This window comes from Methylomonas sp. EFPC3 (genome assembly GCF_029643245.1).
In the GTDB taxonomy this organism is placed as follows: Bacteria; Pseudomonadota; Gammaproteobacteria; order Methylococcales; family Methylomonadaceae; genus Methylomonas; species Methylomonas koyamae_B.
Window position 1 is genome coordinate 399,716 of the sequence record NZ_CP116398.1, and the last position, 15,777, is coordinate 415,492.

A 15,777-nucleotide genomic window follows, 5' to 3' on the forward strand; every position below is an offset into this window, starting at 1 on the left:
AGCCAGTTGTTTACCATTTTTTTGCTGTTGGGTTGATAAGTGGCTGTGACGGCCCCGCCTGACAATTTTTCGGAGAGTAACAGAATGTCCGCCAGTCACAAACCCTTGGAACCGGTCGCAGTGCGCCACGATTGGCAATTGCACGAAGTCGAAGCTTTATTCGGCCTGCCGTTCAACGATTTGATATTTCAGGCCCAAACCGTACACCGCTCCTGTTTCGATCCGAACGAAGTCCAGGTCAGCAGTTTGTTGAGTATCAAAACCGGCTCCTGCTCGGAGGATTGCGGTTATTGTCCGCAAAGTGCGCGTTACGATTCGGATCTGGCGCCGGAGGCTTTGATGCCGGTTGACTCGGTATTACAGGCTGCTGAGCGGGCCAAAGCGGAAGGCGCTTCGCGCTTCTGCATGGGCGCGGCCTGGCGCAGTCCGAAAGATCGCGATATCGAACGGGTGGTGGAAATGGTCAAGGGCGTCAAAGCGCTGGGCATGGAAACCTGCGTCACGCTGGGCATGTTGACCGACAAGCAAACCCAGGCTTTGAAAGAAGGCGGTTTGGATTACTACAACCACAATCTGGACACCTCGGAAGATTATTACTCGGAAATCATCACCACCCGGACCTATCAGGACCGGCTTGATACGCTGGAGCGGGTGCGCGATGCCGGCATCAACGTCTGCTGCGGCGGTATCGTCGGCATGGGCGAGTCGGAAACCGACCGCGCCAAATTACTGCTGCAGTTGGCCAATTTACCGAAGCATCCGGAAAGCGTGCCGATCAATATGTTGGTGCAGGTGCAGGGCACACCGTTGCACGGTACCGAAAAGCTGGACCCGATCGTCTTCGTGCGCACTGTGGCAGTGGCCCGGATCATGATGCCGCATTCGCGGGTGCGCTTGTCGGCCGGACGCACCCAAATGAGCGACGAAATGCAGGCCTTATGTTTCCTGGCTGGTGCCAACTCGATTTTCTACGGCGAGAAGTTGCTGACCACCGACAATCCGATGACCAACCAGGATAAGCAATTGTTCGCTCGCTTGGGCGTGCGGATGGGCGGCTCCAGCTACGCCTGATGCCGAAGCGGTTTTACGATTTTTCCGCGAGCCTGCAGCAGTTAGACCAGCAAAATCTGTATCGGCGCCGGCGCATCATCGACGGGCCGCAGGCGGTCGAATTACAGGTTGCGGGTCGCCGCTTGCTGAATTTTTGCAGCAACGATTATCTCGGGTTGGCCAATCATCCGGATGTGGTCGGGGCGTTCAAGGCCGGCGCCGACCGCTACGGTTGCGGCAGCGGCGCGGCGCATTTGATTTGCGGTCACAGTTCGGCGCATCACGCCTTGGAAGAGGAATTGGCCGCGTTCACCGGACGGGAACGGGCTTTGCTGTTTTCGACCGGTTATATGGCCAATCTGGGAGCGATCTCGGCATTGGTCGGACGCGGCGACTCTGTGTTTGAAGATCGGCTCAACCATGCTTCGTTATTGGACGGCGGCTTGCTGGCCGGTGCCCGATTTCAGCGCTACCGCCACGCAGACACCGACGATCTGCGGGCCAGGCTTGATCGGGTTCAGGGCAGGGCAATGATCGTCAGCGACGGCGTATTCAGTATGGACGGCGATCTGGCGCCCTTGCCGGACTTGGCGCGGCTGGCGGACGCCTATCAAGCCGGATTGCTGGTCGACGACGCCCACGGTTTCGGCGTGTTGGGCCGCAACGGCGGCGGCGTGGTCGAACATTTCGGCCTTTCCGCCGAGCAAGTGCCGATCTTGGTTGGCACCCTCGGTAAAGCGTTCGGCACTTTCGGCGCCTTCGTTGCCGGTTCCGCAGAATTGATCGAGTATCTGATTCAAAAAGCCAGAACTTATGTTTACACCACGGCCTTGCCGCCGGCGGTGGCCGAAGCCACTCGCGTCGGCTTGCGCTTGCTGCAAACCGAGTCCTGGCGGCGGGAACAGTTGCAGGCCTTGATCGGCCATTTTCGCCGCGGCGCCGAACAACAGGGCTTGCGGCTGATGGAATCTGCAACGGCGATCCAGCCGCTGCTGGTCGGCGACAGCGGCCGCGCGCTGGCAGCGAGCCGGGAATTGGCGGAGTTGGGATTTTGGGTCGGTGCGATTCGGCCGCCGACCGTGCCGGCCGGTAGCGCCCGTTTGCGGGTCACGTTTACGGCGCACCACAGTCTGCAGCAGGTCGATGCCTTACTGACGGCGTTGGGTCAGGTGTTGCGTTGAATAGCATCCATTGCGAAATTTACGGCCACGGCCGGCCGTTGCTGATGCTGCACGGTTGGGCCATGCACAGCGGTATTTGGCGCCAGTTCGCCCGGCAATTGGCCGAGCAGCGGCAGGTGATTTGTCTGGATTTGCCGGGGCATGGACGTAGTGCGCCGTTAATCAATTTTGAAATGCCAGCCATCGTCGAGGCCTTGTTGGCGGCGATTCCGGTGCCGCGTTTCGATTTGCTGGGCTGGTCTTTGGGCGCGACGGTCGCGATCAATTTGGCTTGCTCATGTCCCGGTCGGGTTCGTTCTTTAACATTGTTGGCGGGCAACCCGCGTTTCGTCCGTGAACCCGGCTGGCCGGGAGTCAAGCCCGAGGTGCTCGACAGTTTTGCCGAATTGCTAATTCGCGACTCGAAACAGACGCTGCAACGCTTTTTGGGCTTGCAAGTGCAGGGATTGCCGCATGCCAAAACCGTGTTGCAACAACTGAAACTGACTGTCTCGGAATGCGAGGCTCCGGATTTCGGCACGCTGCAAGGCGGGTTGCAGATTTTGAAGCAGCACGACGCGCGCGATAGCTTGGCGGCGTTGAAACTGCCGATACGGGTGATTCAGGGCGATAAAGATACGTTGGTGCCGGTGGCGACCGCGACCGCGTTACAGGATTTACAGCCGGCGTTGCAGATAGAGATATTGCCAGGCGCCGGGCACGTGCCGTTTCTCACTCATCCGCAAGTTTTAGCTGATGCTGTGCTGAGCGATGACTGATACGGCGCTGTTGGACAAGGCTAAAGTCCGGCAGTCGTTTGCCGCCGCGGCCGATGGTTACGATGCGTCGGCCGGTTTGCAGCGCCGGGTCGGCGAGACCTTGTTGGCAAAATTTCCCTGCGCCGGCCTGGCTCAACCAGTGTTGGATATCGGTTGCGGTACCGGCTTTCTGAGCCGGCATTTGGCTAGCCGGACGCCGGCCGCCGTTGCGCTGGATATCGCTGTGCCGATGTTGCAAGCCGCGCAGCGAAACTGTGCCGGCTTGCCGCTTGCTTACGTCTGTGCCGATGCCGAGCGCTTGCCGTTCCGGAATGACAGTATCGGCCAAATCTATTCCAACTTGGCGGTGCAGTGGTGCGAGGATTTGAGCGCGCTGCTGGGCGATTGCCGGCGAGTATTGTGCGTCGACGGTCGTTTGGTATTGTCGACTTTCGGTCCGCGGACCTTGGCGGAATTGAAAGCGGCGTGGAGCCAAGTCGACGAGTTTGCTCACGTCAACCAGTTTTACAGTACCGACCAGATAGGCCAATTCCTGGCAGCGGCCGGTTGGCGCCGGTTCGAACTGGAAACCGAGTTAATCACCCAGTCATATCCGTCGGTGATGGCGCTGATGCGCGAGCTGAAAGGAATCGGCGCGCACAACGTCAGTACTTACCGTAATCCGCGGCCGACCAGTCGGGCGGCGTTGCAAAGCATGATTGCCCATTACGAATCGGCGATGGCCGGCGGCGAGATTGTTGCCAGTTATGAAATTATTTATCTACGAGCGATGCGATGAAGATCGGATATTTTGTCACCGGTACAGATACCGATATCGGTAAAACCTGGGCCACTGCCGCATTGTTGCGCCGTTTCCGACGCGAGGGTTATGCGGTTGCGGGGATGAAGCCGGTAGCGGCCGGTTGCGAACGCCATGGCGGCAAGTGGCGAAACCAAGATGCGTTGCTGTTGATGCAAAATGCATCGGTCGACGCGGAATACGAGTTGGTCAATCCGTATGCCTTCGAACAGCCGGTGTCGCCGCATTTGGCCTGCGGCGGCGAAACCGTTGAGCCGGCACAGATCCTGGCAGCTTTCGGCGCTTTGCAGCAGCGGGCTCAAGTCGTTTTGGTCGAGGGTGCGGGGGGCTGGTATTCGCCGATGAGCCTAACTTTGGATAACGCCGGATTGGCTGGGATATTGGGGCTGCCAGTGCTGGTTGTGGTCGGTATCAGGCTCGGTTGCCTGAATCACGCGCGGTTGACGGTGCAGGCCGTCGTTGATTCCGGCTTGCGCTGTGCCGGCTGGATTGGTGTGCAAATCCTCGAAAATATGCCGTACTTTGCAGAAAATGTGGCGTATTTGCAGGAGGCGCTGCCGGCGCCATTTCTGGGGGTCTTGCCCTATTCGGAGACTGGCGATTTTGAATTTTTGTCAAGCGGCCTGCAGTTGCCAACCTGGCAAAATATTGATCTGCATCAAGAAAATTAAGCGGCGGATGTTGAGAATGACGGCTCCATTACAACTATAACCAGGAGACGTTTTATGGCTTTAATCACTTGGACCGCAGCACAATACGGCACCAACGTTGGCTTTGCCGATCAAGAACACCAAACTCTGTTCGGGTTGTTGAACAAGTTGTACGACGAAGCAACCGGCGGCGCGGCGCGGGCAACCGTCGGCGCTTCGTTGGATGCGTTGATCGCCTATGTGGTCGACCATTTCGCCCACGAGGAAAAGGAAATGCAAGCCAAGGGTTTCGGCGGTTACGAGCGGCATAAGGCCGAACACGATGCGTTGGTGGGTATTTGCGCCGATTTGCAAAAGAAATTCCATGCCGGTGAAGCCGACGTCACCGACGAGGTGGGGCAAATGGTGAAAGGTTGGCTGGATAGCCACATTCCGACTTACGATAAGGCTTACGCAGAAGTTTTAAGCTAAGTCAATCGCTGTTTACGGCATAACAGTCATGAAGGCTTGCGGGCAGCAATGTCCGTGAGCCTTTTTTATGTGCATAGTGTACAAACGGGAAAAGCTCTTCTGGTCTGCCGGGGAGTCATGGGTTAAAATTGCCCAGTTTATTTATGACAATTATCTGTAAAGGGAGTTTGTTGTCTGTTTGGTGTCGGGCGGCAAGATTACAACGATATAACGCATACAAGTTTATAACTACCAATGGGGGCTGCTCCGTGAAGAAAACTAAGCAACTGCTCGCATGTTCGGTTCTGATGGCTTTAGGGCTCGGATCGGCGCATGCGGACTACACACTCAATCTGACGAAAGGCGTGACCCAGCTCAGTAACGAGTTGTACGACCTGCACATGTTGATCATGTGGATCTGCGTGTTTATCGGCATCGCGGTATTTGGCACGATGTTCTATTCGATTTTCCATCACCGTAAATCGAAAGGTCATAAAGCCGAGCAGTTCCATGAAAACACCACGGTCGAGATCATCTGGACTATCATCCCCACGCTGATTCTGGTCGGTATGGCGATTCCGGCAACCAAAGCCGTGGTCGATCTGGACCGGACTCAAGAATCGGAAATGTCGATCAAGGTGACCGGCAAGCAGTGGTATTGGGACTACGAATATCTGGACAACGGCATTCATTTCGAAAGCCACTTGGATGAAGCCAGCGAACGCGTCCACCGCGTCAGCTCTATGGACCCTCGTTCAGTACCTAACTATCTGCTGAATGTCGACAAACCGTTGGTGGTTCCGGTTAAAAAGAAAATCCGTTTCCTGTTTACCGCGGCCGACGTGATCCATTCCTGGTGGGTTCCTGAACTGGGCTGGAAAAAAGACGCCAACCCCGGTTTTGTCAACGAGGCCTGGACTTACGTCGACAAGCCCGGTACCTACCGTGGTCAATGTACCGAATTGTGCGGCCGGGACCACGGCTTCATGCCGGTGGTGGTGATTGCGATGGAGCAGGACCAATATGACGCCTGGGTGAAGGCGACTCTGGAAAAGCAAAACCAAGCCCCCGATCTGAGCGACCAAACCCGCAATTCGCTGATGGCCCATGGCGAATCGGTTTACCTGAGAAACTGCGTGGCCTGCCACCAGATCGACGGCAAAGGTATTCCGGGCTGGTTTCCGGCTTTGAGCGGCAGTGCCAAAGTGACCGGCAACATGGATCAGTTGATCGGCTTTATCCAAGCCGGTACCAGCAAAATGCCGGCCTTCCGCAAGCTGCCCGACAACGAGTTGGCCGAGCTGATTACCTATATCAGAAACGCTCCGGCGCTGGGTAACAACGTGGGTGATGAAATTCAGCCCAACAAAATCACACCCAAATGGGACGATGATGAGTAATTCGTTGATGTACGCATTGAACTCATTTTCTAATTTTTGCTGAGGTATAAAACATGACTGCTGTCGTAGCTGAACATGATGATCATCACGATCACCACGATCACGGCCCGGAGAAGGGCATTCTAAGGTGGATAATTACCACTAACCATAAGGACATCGGTACCCTGTACTTGGTATTTGCACTGGCGATGTTCTTCGTTGGCGGGACCATGGCGCTGATCATTCGCTCGGAATTGTTCGAACCCGGCCTGCAATTCGTCGATCCGAACTTCTTCAACTCGATGACCACGATGCATGCGCTGGTCATGGTATTCGGTGCCGTGATGCCGGCATTCGTCGGTCTGGCCAACTGGATGATCCCGATGATGATCGGCGCGCCGGATATGGCGTTGCCGCGGATGAACAACATGAGCTTCTGGATGCTGGTCGCCGGCGTTTTATTGCTGGCCAGCACACTGTTCATGGAGGGCGGTGCGCCTGCCGCCGGTTGGACTTTGTATCCGCCGTTGGTCTTGCAAACCGGAAAAGCGTTTCCGTTTGCGATCTTCTCGGTGCACATGCTGGGTATTTCGTCGATCATGGGTGCGATCAATGTGATCGCGACCATCTTCAACATGCGCGCGCCCGGCATGACATTGATGAAAATGCCGTTGTTCGTCTGGACCTGGCTGATCACCGCATTCCTGCTGATCGCGATCATGCCGGTATTCGCTGGCGCGGTAACCATGTTGTTGACCGATAAATTTTTCGCAACCAGCTTCTTCGACGCGGCTGGTGGCGGCGACCCGGTGTTGTACCAACACATTTTCTGGTTCTTCGGTCATCCTGAAGTGTACGTGATGATTCTGCCGACCTTCGGCGTGGCGTCTACCATCATTCCGGTATTCGCCCGTAAACCGCTGTTCGGTTACGCCTCCATGGTGTATGCGACCGGTGCGATTGCCTTCCTGTCGTTCATCGTTTGGTCTCACCACATGTTTACCGTCGGTCTGCCGATTGCCGGTGAGTTGTACTTCATGTATGCGACGATGCTGATCGCCATTCCGACCGGGGTAAAAGTCTTCAACTGGACGGCAACCATGTGGAAAGGCTCGATGACTTTCGAAACACCGATGTTGTTTTCGATTGCGTTCGTGGTGCTGTTCACGATGGGTGGTTTCACCGGCTTGATGATGTCGGTGGCGCCGGTGGATTTCCAATACCACGACACTTATTTTATCGTTGCTCACTTCCACTACACGCTGGTACCGGCGTCGGTCTTCATCCTGATGGCCGCCGGCTATTTCTGGCTGCCTAAGTGGACCGGAAATATGTACAACGAGAAAATCGGCAAACTGCATTTCTGGTTGTCGGCGATTTCGGTCAACATCCTGTTCTTCCCGCAACACTTCCTGGGCCTGGCCGGCATGCCGCGTCGGATTCCGGATTACGCGGTCCAGTTTGCTGATTGGAACATGGTGTCCAGTATCGGCGCCTTCATTTACGGTTTCAGTCAGTTGTTGTTCGTCTATATCGTGATCGACACGATTCGCGGCGGTACCGGCGAGAAAGTCAGCGACGAAGTTTGGGAAGATGCCAGCAAACACAGTCTGGAATGGACCGTGCCTTCGCCTGCGCCATACCACACCTTTACGACTCCACCGGAAAAAATTCCGACCGAGCATTTCTGATTCGGTTTTAGCGATGCCGGTTGACCGCTCCATCGGGATGTTGCCGATGGAGCGTCTCGAGGAGCAACATGGATATTAAAAAGAAAAATATTTTGACGGCGGTGGTGTTGGCAGCAATTGCGATAACCATCTACGTGTTGGCGGTCATCAAGGCCATGTCGCAATGAGCGACGACGGTTTAGATAAAAAAAATACTCGTTTGGCGGCGAAACTGGTTTTGTTCGCCGCAATGATGTTCGGATTCGGTTATGCCCTGGTTCCGCTCTACAACGTGTTATGCGATTTGGTAGGGCAGAATGCCAAAGTCGAGACCGTGGCAAAACAGGAAACGGCGTTCCAGCCCGAGCAAAACCGCGAGGTGACGATGGAGTTTCTGACGTCGTTGAACCGGTCGGTGCCGATGGCGTTCAAGGCCGAGACGCCGAGCTTGAAAGTTCATCCGGGGCAGTATTACTCGGTGGGCTTTTATGCCAAGAATCTGAGCGAGCGCCGGTTGAAGGTGAGGGCGGTAGCGACTTATTCGCCGGGTCAGGTCAAGGATTACGTGAACAAAGTGATTTGTTTCTGCGAATTGGAGCAAATCTTCGAGCCGAACGAAGAAAAGAATATGACCGTACGTCTGGTGGTGGATCCCAAGCTCCCGGAACGCTATAAAACCATTACGCTGTCTTACACTTTTTTTGAAATTACTGAAAATTCTGAAAATTAACGAAGGGGAAGGTTATGTCGACAAACACAGCTTATTACATCCCGCATAAAGCCACGTGGCCGGTGATGGCGACCGCCGGCTTGATGCTGACGCTGGCGGGCTTTGCCAACTATTTGAACGGTAACTCGGCCGGTTCCGGCATGATGATTACCGGCTTGCTGGTTTTCATTGCAATGCTGGGAGCCTGGTTTGCGTTGCAAGCTACCGAGAGCGAGTCCGGCATGTACAACCACGGCGTCGGTATTTCCTACCGGATGGGCATGATGTGGTTCATTTTTTCGGAAGTCATGTTCTTTGCCGTATTCTTCGGCGCGTTGTGGTATACCCGCAACCTGTCGGTGCCCTGGTTGGGCGAAACCGGCCCCGTCAGCGGTCCGGGTCGCTCCACTCACGAGATATTGTGGCCTGCTTTCCAAGCGGTATGGCCCACCAACGGCCCGGGCAAAGTCGGCGGCGATTTCGAACCGATGGGCGCCTTTGGGTTGCCGTTCTTGAATACCCTGATTCTGTTGACCAGTGGCGTTACTTGCACTTGGGCTCACCACGGCTTGTTGGCGAAAAATCGTAGCCAATTGATCAAAGGCTTGGCGGCAACTGTCGGTTTGGGCTTTTTGTTCGTGGTTTTCCAAGCCAGCGAGTACCATGAAGCGTATGCCGAAATGGGGTTGACTTTGGGCTCCGGCATCTACGGTTCGACCTTCTTCATGCTGACCGGTTTCCACGGTTTCCACGTCTGCGTCGGCGCGATCATCTTGTCGGTAGTCTTGTTCAGAAGTTGGAAAGGCCACTTCACGCCGGAAAACCATTTTGCCTTCGAAGCCGCCGCCTGGTACTGGCACTTCGTCGACGTGGTCTGGTTAGGCTTGTTCGTGTTCGTTTACCTGCTGTAAATCCAAGCACCACCCAATAAAAAGCGCGGTCTTTGCGGATCGCGCTTTTTTTTTGTTCGAAATCAGGGGTTGGACGGGTTGGTCGAGGCTGGAGGAGCGTTGTGTATGCGTGTGCCGATGCCGTGAGGCTGGATCAGGCCGGTGGCCAAGGCGAGAAACAGTAAAATGAAGACGCCCAACGATACGCCGATCCTGACGGTTAAGGCCTTTGCCGTTTTTTTCGAATCTTCGTCGTCCTTGTGTTTGACAATGTGGAACAAGGCGGAGCCGAGGCTGACGACAATGGCGATGAATGCGGCAATGATGAGGATTTTGATGGGCATGTCGGCGAAACCGGATAAAAATAAACATTTTCGGCGAATAAACTGCGCTTGCCAATAGCGGATAACGGTTGGAAAACAATATGGTCAGATTCAAATTTTTCGGGGTCGAGTTTCAGTTCGCCTGGCCGATGTTGGCCGGCTATCTGCTGCTGGTCGGGTTGTTGTGCAATTTGGGCTTTTGGCAATTGCGGCGCGGTGCTGAAAAGCAAAATCTGTTGGATGCGCAGCAGGCGGCGTTGTCTGCTCCGGCCTTGGATTTAAACGGCGATGTGTTAATCGACGTAGCGGAGTACCGTTACCGTCCGGCGACTCTGAACGGACATTACGATCACGCGCATCAGATTTTGCTCGACAATCAGGTCTTGGACGGTAAAGCGGGCTATCTGGTGTTAACGCCGTTTTTGCCCGGTAACGGTCAGGCCGCCGTTTTGATCAACCGGGGTTGGATTGGAATGGGCGTTTCGCGCGACACAGCGCCCGATCTGAGCGTAGTCGGCCAAATCGGGGCAGTTACGGGAAGGATCAACCGCTTTCCGGAGCCCGGTATCCGCTTGCAGGGCGCCGAAGTACCCGGCGATAGTTGGCCGGTGAGGGTACAAGTGATCGATACCCGGCTATTGGCCGAGAAAATGGGGTACGCCCTGGCCGATTACCAAATCGAATTAAGTCCGGATCAACCCGCCGGTTATCGCCGCGAATGGAAGACAGCGGTGACGATCCCGCCTGAAAAACACCGGGCCTATGCAGTACAATGGTTCGGTTTAGCGTTGACCTTAACCGTGCTATTTGTTTGGCACAGCAGCCGTAATACACATCGTGGATAAACAACATCGTAAAAACCGCATCACTATTTTGGTGATTTTCGCCATGTCGGTAATTCCGTTCGGCATTGCCTGGTATCTGGCGAAACATCCTGACGCCGTGCGTCTGGGTACCAACCACGGCGAGTTGATCAGTCCGCCGTTGGTCACGGACGCGGGGGAGTTTTCCGGGGCCGATCCTTTTTCCGCAGAGCATATCGGCGAGTTGAAAGGACATTGGATCTTGGTTAATCCGGTGGCGGGCGAATGTGGCGAAACCTGCCGGGTGGCACTCCATAAAACCAACCAAATCGGCTTGATGATGGGTAAGGACATTGCCAGAATCCGGCGCCTGGCATTGCTATTCGATAACAAACTGCCGCTACCGGCCGAGTGGCGCGAAGACGGGCGTCTGCTGAAGGCTGCGCCTGCGCCAAGCTTGCAACAAAAAATCACAACAATAAATCCAAGTCCGCTACCGGATGGTAGCCTGCTGATCATGGACCCGTTGGGCAACGTAATGATGAAATACGCGCCCGGTTACGATCCGTATCAGGTCAGAGACGACTTAGGCAAGTTACTCAGAATTTCACAAATCGGTTGATCACATGTTCAGAAAACTAACCCTGTGTTGCGCGCTGCTGGCGCTGCTTGTCATCGTCGTCGGCGCCTATGTCCGCCTGACCCATGCCGGCCTTGGCTGTCCGGATTGGCCGGGTTGCTACGGTAAAGCCTTCGTCAGCGACAGCCCGCAATTCAAAGCCGACGCCGCAGCCGGTTTTCCGCAGCAAACGCTCGATACCGCCAAGGCCTGGAAAGAAATGGCGCATCGTTATTTGGCGGGCGGTTTGGCCGTTTTGGCGCTGGTCTGGTTCGGATTCGCCTGGCGCCAGCGCGAGCGGGCTGCCGCTTTGGCTTGGAGCGGGTTGGTACTGTTACTGATTGCCGCGCAGGCGGCGCTGGGCATGTGGACCGTTGCCTCGGGCACCATGCCGCTGGTGGTCACCGGCCATCTACTGCTGGGTTTTGCCACGTTCTGGGCCATCGCCTGGAGCTATTTGCGCTTGCATCCGCAGTTGACGCCGAGATCGGTGAAGTCCGGGCCGACTTGGTTTGCCTGGATTGCGATTTTGGTATTACTGGCCCAAATCGGTTTGGGCGGATGGGTCAGCAGCAATTACGCCGGTCTGGCCTGCACCGATTTTCCACGTTGTAATGGCCAATGGTTGCCGGAGACCGATTACCAACACGCATTCGATCTATTCGGCAATGCCGATGCCTTGTCGGCCGATGCGAAAATGGCGATTCAGGCGGTGCACCGGCTATTTGCCGGGTTTACCTTCTTGGTGTTGAGCGGATTGATGCTGGTTGCCACTTCCGAGCGTTACCCAAAACCGGTGCGCATGGCCAGTAATGCTCTGAGTCTATTGTTGTTGATTCAAATCGCTCTCGGTGTCTTCGGCGTCAAATACACGCTGCCCTTGCCGCTGGCGGTTGCGCACAATGCGTTCGCGGCTTTGTTGATGTTGCCGTTGTTGGCGATTTTACTGTTCAGCCGTTACCGGCTGGGCGAAGAAGCCGACGAAACCGGAGCGGAAATCGAATTGGCTGTGCCTGCGGCACCGGCCGCCGAAGTCCCTGCGGAAGCGCCGGTCAGCCAGGAATCGTTATACCTGCGGCTGTCCAGCCAATTGCGAAAAACCCGCAGCGGCCTCAGCGGCGTATTGGGTAGCCTGGCGTTCGGTCAGAAAGCCGTCACCAAGGAATTGCTCGACGAACTGGAGGCGAATTTATTGATGGCCGACATGGGTATCGAGACCACGACGCAAATCATCAAACAACTGACCGATACCCTGGAACGCGACCAGCTCAGCGATGGGGAGGTGTTGACCGCTACGTTGAAGCAGAACTTGCAAAACATGCTGCAGCCTTGCAGCCAGCCGTTGCGGATTCCGCAACAGGACGGGCCGTTCGTGATTCTGGTGGTCGGCGTCAATGGTGTGGGTAAGACCACATCCATCGGCAAACTGGCCAAACGCCTGCAACAGCAAGGGCACAGCGTAATGTTGGCGGCCGGCGATACCTTCCGCGCGGCGGCGGTCGAACAATTACAGACCTGGGGCGAGCGCAACAATGTTCAGGTTGTGGCTCAACATACCGGCGCCGACTCGGCCTCGGTGATTTTCGATGCCTTGCAATCGGCCAAAGCCAAGAACATCGATGTCCTGATCGCCGACACCGCCGGTCGCTTGCACACCAAATCCAATTTGATGGACGAGTTAAAGAAGATCAAACGCATCATGGGCAAATTGGACGAGTCCGCGCCGCACGAAGTATTGCTAATTCTGGATGCCGGCACCGGCCAGAATGCCCTGTCGCAAGCCAAGTTATTCAATGAAGCGGTCGAGCTGACCGGTATTGCTTTGACCAAATTGGATGGCACCGCCAAAGGCGGTATCATTTTCGCGTTGGCCAACCAACTGAGGGTGCCGATCCGTTTTATCGGCGTCGGCGAACAAATTGACGATTTGCAGGATTTCGATGCGAAGAACTTCGTCGATGCGCTGTTTGTGAAAGACTAAACCTATGCTGAAATTCGAACACGTCAGCAAACGCTATCCGGATGCCGGCGAGGCGTTGACCGACGTCAGTTTTCATTTGCAACGTGGCGAGATGGCGTTTTTGACCGGGCGTTCCGGCGCCGGCAAAAGTACCTTGTTGAAGCTGATTGCAATGATGGAGCAATGCACGCGAGGCAATATTTTTCTGGACGGCCAGAATATCAGCCGCATCAGCGACCGGAAAATACCCTATATGCGGCGTAACCTGGGTTTGATCTTTCAGGATTACAAGTTACTGAACGACCGGACCGTGTTCGATAACGTGGCATTGCCGCTGGTGGTTTCCGGTTATAACCATCAGGAAGTCGCGCGCCGGGTGCGAGCCTCGTTGGATAAGGTCGGCTTGCTGGGCAAGGAACGTAAGCATCCGCTGGCCTTATCCGGCGGCGAGCAACAGCGGGTTGGCATCGCCAGAGCCATCGTCAACAAACCGAAACTCATATTGGCCGATGAACCCACCGGTAACTTGGACCCGGATTTGTCGGCCGAAGTCATGCATATGTTCGAGCAATTCAAACAGGTCGGGGTAACGGTATTGGTCGCGACGCACGACATAGAATTGATCAATCATCTGGAACATCGGGTACTGACGCTCGACAAAGGCCACTTGGTAGCAAGCTGATGATGAAACAAATCCGCCGTAAACATGCCGGCAACCGCATCGTGGAATTATTTCAGGCCTATCTGCTAAACCACGCCCACGGCCTGTTTTCCAGCCTGGGTCGCTTGACCCGCACGCCGTTTACCTCGGCGATGACTGTGTTGGTATTGGCGATTGCGGTTTCGCTGGCCAGCAGTTTCTATATCGTCGTCGCAAACGTCGAGCAGCTAACCGGCAATCTGGAGTCGAGCAACCAAATGTCTCTGTTCCTGCATGAGGGCATTACCGATGCGGCCGGGCAGAAGCTGATGGAGCAGTTGCAGCAAAATGCTAGCGTTGCCGAAGTCAAGTACATCAGCAAAAAGCAGGCGTTGGAGGAGTTCAAAGCCAATAGCGGTTTCAGCGATGCGTTAAACGCGCTGGAGCGCAATCCCTTGCCCAGCGTGATTCAGGTGTTGCCGAAGAACGCGCTGGAACACAGCGAGGATATCGAGAAATTGATGGCCGATTTCAAACAATTGCCGCAAGTCGAATTCGTCCAGGTCGATATGCAATGGGTAGCGCGACTGCAAACCATTATGCTGATCGCCAGCCGGGGCGTGCTATTGGTCAGCTTGCTGCTCGGATTTGCCGTGACGTTCATCACCGGCAACACGATTCGCCTGGAATTGCAAAACCGTCAGGACGAGGTGTTCATTTCCAAGCTGGTCGGTGCTACCCATGCTTTTATCCAGCGTCCGTTTCTATACACCGGATTCTGGCTCGGCTTCATCTCCGGCTTCTTGGGTTGGCTGATCGTCACGGTCATGCTGCTGATCCTGGAATCGCCGGTGGAGAAATTGTCTACCCTATACAACAGTTCGTTCGAATTGCTGTTTTTGAGTTTTTCCGAGTTCCTGCTGTTACTGATGATTTCGGCCGCGCTGGCGGTGCTGGGTTCTTGGGCGGTGTTGCACTATCAACTACGCCAACTAAAACCTCAGTAAACGATGAAATTTTGGGAAGCCAAAACCCTAGCGCAAATGACCCCTACCGAGTGGGAGTCCTTATGCGATCATTGCGGCCAGTGTTGTTTGCATAAACTCGAGGACGAAGACACCGGTGAAATTGCGTTTACCAATGTCGTCTGCGACTTGATCGATCTGGATACTTGTAGCTGTACCCGTTACAGCGAACGCTGCACGCTGGTGCCGGATTGCCTCGACTTGAAGCAGCATGATTTTGCCGAGTACCGTTGGATGCCGAAAACTTGTGCTTATCGGCTACTGGCAGACGGCAAACCCTTGCCTGATTGGCACCCCTTGGTTTCCGGTTCGGCCGACTCGGTCAGAGATGCCGGAGTATCGATTAGCAGTTACGCTATCAAAGAATCTCAGGTCACGGACCTGGAAGACCATATCATCGACTGGTTGCAACCTTAGCCGGTTGAAAACGTGCCGCCGAAAACGGTGTTTTCGGCGGCATTCAGGCTGGAAAAAACCGGGACGTTGCAGAGTGTGTCCCGCAGGGGGCGTTAGCCTTTACCCGGCAGCATACCTACCGTGCCCGGTTTGATGCGTTTGCAGGCTACAACCACATCCTCCTGGTGGCATCTGGCTTCCTGATTGTTGCCGCAACTGTCGCAGACGGTATTGCCGACGCTTTTTACTTCATCTACGTGCCAGCCGTAACCTTGCGATTGGCAAAACTTCTTGCTGAAACGGTCGATATTGTAGTTTTTCGTCGCGTTTTCTTTGGCTTTGGATTCAGCTTGGCAGTGCTCGGGCGCCAGCGTATTCGCCATGATGTCGCGATAAATATACTCAGTGGCGTGGGCTGGAAAAGCCAATAGTAAGGTGGCGAATAAGCTGCCGATGAAAGTCGTTTTGATCATAA

The 15,777-nt window shown here is 55.1% G+C and carries 18 protein-coding genes; 16 read left to right on the plus strand and 2 right to left on the minus strand.

The window, feature by feature from the left end; all coding sequences use genetic code 11:
* Positions 1-84 precede the first annotated feature (84 nt).
* The 10 genes from bioB (at position 85) to PL263_RS01865 (ending at position 9,557) form a co-directional block, all read left to right on the plus strand.
* Positions 85-1,071: a biotin synthase BioB gene (bioB, locus tag PL263_RS01820; protein ID WP_140910659.1), complete on the plus strand. Its 987-nt coding sequence runs from the start codon at positions 85-87 to the stop codon at positions 1,069-1,071.
* On the plus strand, positions 1,071-2,231 hold the full coding sequence (gene bioF / locus PL263_RS01825; RefSeq protein ID WP_278211417.1) for an 8-amino-7-oxononanoate synthase: 1,161 nt from the start codon (positions 1,071-1,073) through the stop codon (positions 2,229-2,231). The genes bioB and bioF overlap by 1 nt, the downstream gene beginning before the upstream one ends.
* Positions 2,228-2,989 carry a pimeloyl-ACP methyl ester esterase BioH gene (bioH, locus tag PL263_RS01830; protein WP_278211418.1) on the plus strand — a complete coding sequence of 254 codons (762 nt, stop codon included), beginning with the start codon at positions 2,228-2,230 and terminating at the stop codon, positions 2,987-2,989. The genes bioF and bioH overlap by 4 nt, the downstream gene beginning before the upstream one ends.
* Positions 2,982-3,767 (plus strand): malonyl-ACP O-methyltransferase BioC, encoded by a 786-nt coding sequence (bioC, locus tag PL263_RS01835; protein WP_278211419.1) that lies wholly within the window; start codon positions 2,982-2,984, stop codon positions 3,765-3,767. The genes bioH and bioC overlap by 8 nt, the downstream gene beginning before the upstream one ends.
* Complete coding sequence (gene bioD / locus PL263_RS01840) at positions 3,764-4,459, plus strand: dethiobiotin synthase (RefSeq protein WP_278211420.1); 696 nt, start codon at positions 3,764-3,766, stop codon at positions 4,457-4,459. The genes bioC and bioD overlap by 4 nt, the downstream gene beginning before the upstream one ends.
* 54 nt (positions 4,460-4,513) lie before the next feature.
* Positions 4,514-4,909 carry a bacteriohemerythrin gene (locus tag PL263_RS01845; RefSeq protein ID WP_140910663.1) on the plus strand — a complete coding sequence of 132 codons (396 nt, stop codon included), beginning with the start codon at positions 4,514-4,516 and terminating at the stop codon, positions 4,907-4,909.
* 248 nt (positions 4,910-5,157) lie between these two features.
* Entirely contained in the window at positions 5,158-6,288 is a 1,131-nt protein-coding gene (gene coxB, locus PL263_RS01850) for a cytochrome c oxidase subunit II (protein WP_140910664.1), read from the plus strand.
* Between the two features lie 53 nt (positions 6,289-6,341).
* Positions 6,342-7,958 carry a cytochrome c oxidase subunit I gene (gene ctaD / locus PL263_RS01855; RefSeq protein ID WP_140910665.1) on the plus strand — a complete coding sequence of 539 codons (1,617 nt, stop codon included), beginning with the start codon at positions 6,342-6,344 and terminating at the stop codon, positions 7,956-7,958.
* Between the two features lie 163 nt (positions 7,959-8,121).
* Complete coding sequence (locus PL263_RS01860) at positions 8,122-8,667, plus strand: cytochrome c oxidase assembly protein (RefSeq protein WP_278211423.1); 546 nt, start codon at positions 8,122-8,124, stop codon at positions 8,665-8,667.
* A 14-nt stretch (positions 8,668-8,681) separates the two neighbouring features.
* The gene (locus PL263_RS01865; RefSeq protein ID WP_140910667.1) at positions 8,682-9,557 is read left to right on the plus strand and encodes a cytochrome c oxidase subunit 3; all 876 of its coding nucleotides are present in this window, start codon (positions 8,682-8,684) and stop codon (positions 9,555-9,557) included.
* A 62-nt stretch (positions 9,558-9,619) separates the two neighbouring features.
* On the opposite strand, the gene PL263_RS01870 is transcribed toward PL263_RS01865, so the two are convergent.
* Positions 9,620-9,880 carry a twin transmembrane helix small protein gene (locus PL263_RS01870; protein WP_278211425.1) on the minus strand — a complete coding sequence of 87 codons (261 nt, stop codon included), beginning with the start codon at positions 9,878-9,880 and terminating at the stop codon, positions 9,620-9,622.
* A gap of 80 nt (positions 9,881-9,960) precedes the next feature.
* Between PL263_RS01870 and PL263_RS01875 the strand changes: the two genes are divergently transcribed.
* From PL263_RS01875 to PL263_RS01900, 6 genes are read left to right on the plus strand one after another with little or no spacing between them, the layout of a single operon-like run.
* On the plus strand, positions 9,961-10,704 hold the full coding sequence (locus PL263_RS01875; RefSeq protein ID WP_278211426.1) for an SURF1 family protein: 744 nt from the start codon (positions 9,961-9,963) through the stop codon (positions 10,702-10,704).
* Positions 10,697-11,284 (plus strand): hypothetical protein, encoded by a 588-nt coding sequence (locus PL263_RS01880; protein WP_278211428.1) that lies wholly within the window; start codon positions 10,697-10,699, stop codon positions 11,282-11,284. Before PL263_RS01875 ends, PL263_RS01880 begins: the two co-directional genes overlap by 8 nt.
* A 4-nt stretch (positions 11,285-11,288) precedes the next feature.
* Positions 11,289-13,262, plus strand: coding sequence for a signal recognition particle-docking protein FtsY (ftsY, locus tag PL263_RS01885; RefSeq protein WP_278211429.1), 1,974 nt, complete (start codon positions 11,289-11,291; stop codon positions 13,260-13,262).
* Positions 13,263-13,266: 4 nt separating this feature from the next.
* A complete protein-coding gene (gene ftsE / locus PL263_RS01890; RefSeq protein ID WP_140910672.1) occupies positions 13,267-13,923 on the plus strand; it encodes a cell division ATP-binding protein FtsE in 657 nt (218 codons plus the stop codon).
* Entirely contained in the window at positions 13,923-14,888 is a 966-nt protein-coding gene (ftsX, locus tag PL263_RS01895) for a permease-like cell division protein FtsX (protein WP_278211430.1), read from the plus strand. Before ftsE ends, ftsX begins: the two co-directional genes overlap by 1 nt.
* A 3-nt stretch (positions 14,889-14,891) precedes the next feature.
* A complete protein-coding gene (locus PL263_RS01900) occupies positions 14,892-15,323 on the plus strand; it encodes a YcgN family cysteine cluster protein (protein ID WP_140910673.1) in 432 nt (143 codons plus the stop codon).
* A 92-nt stretch (positions 15,324-15,415) separates the two neighbouring features.
* On the opposite strand, the gene PL263_RS01905 is transcribed toward PL263_RS01900, so the two are convergent.
* A complete protein-coding gene (locus PL263_RS01905) occupies positions 15,416-15,775 on the minus strand; it encodes a hypothetical protein (RefSeq protein ID WP_278211431.1) in 360 nt (119 codons plus the stop codon).
* Positions 15,776-15,777 lie beyond the last annotated feature (2 nt).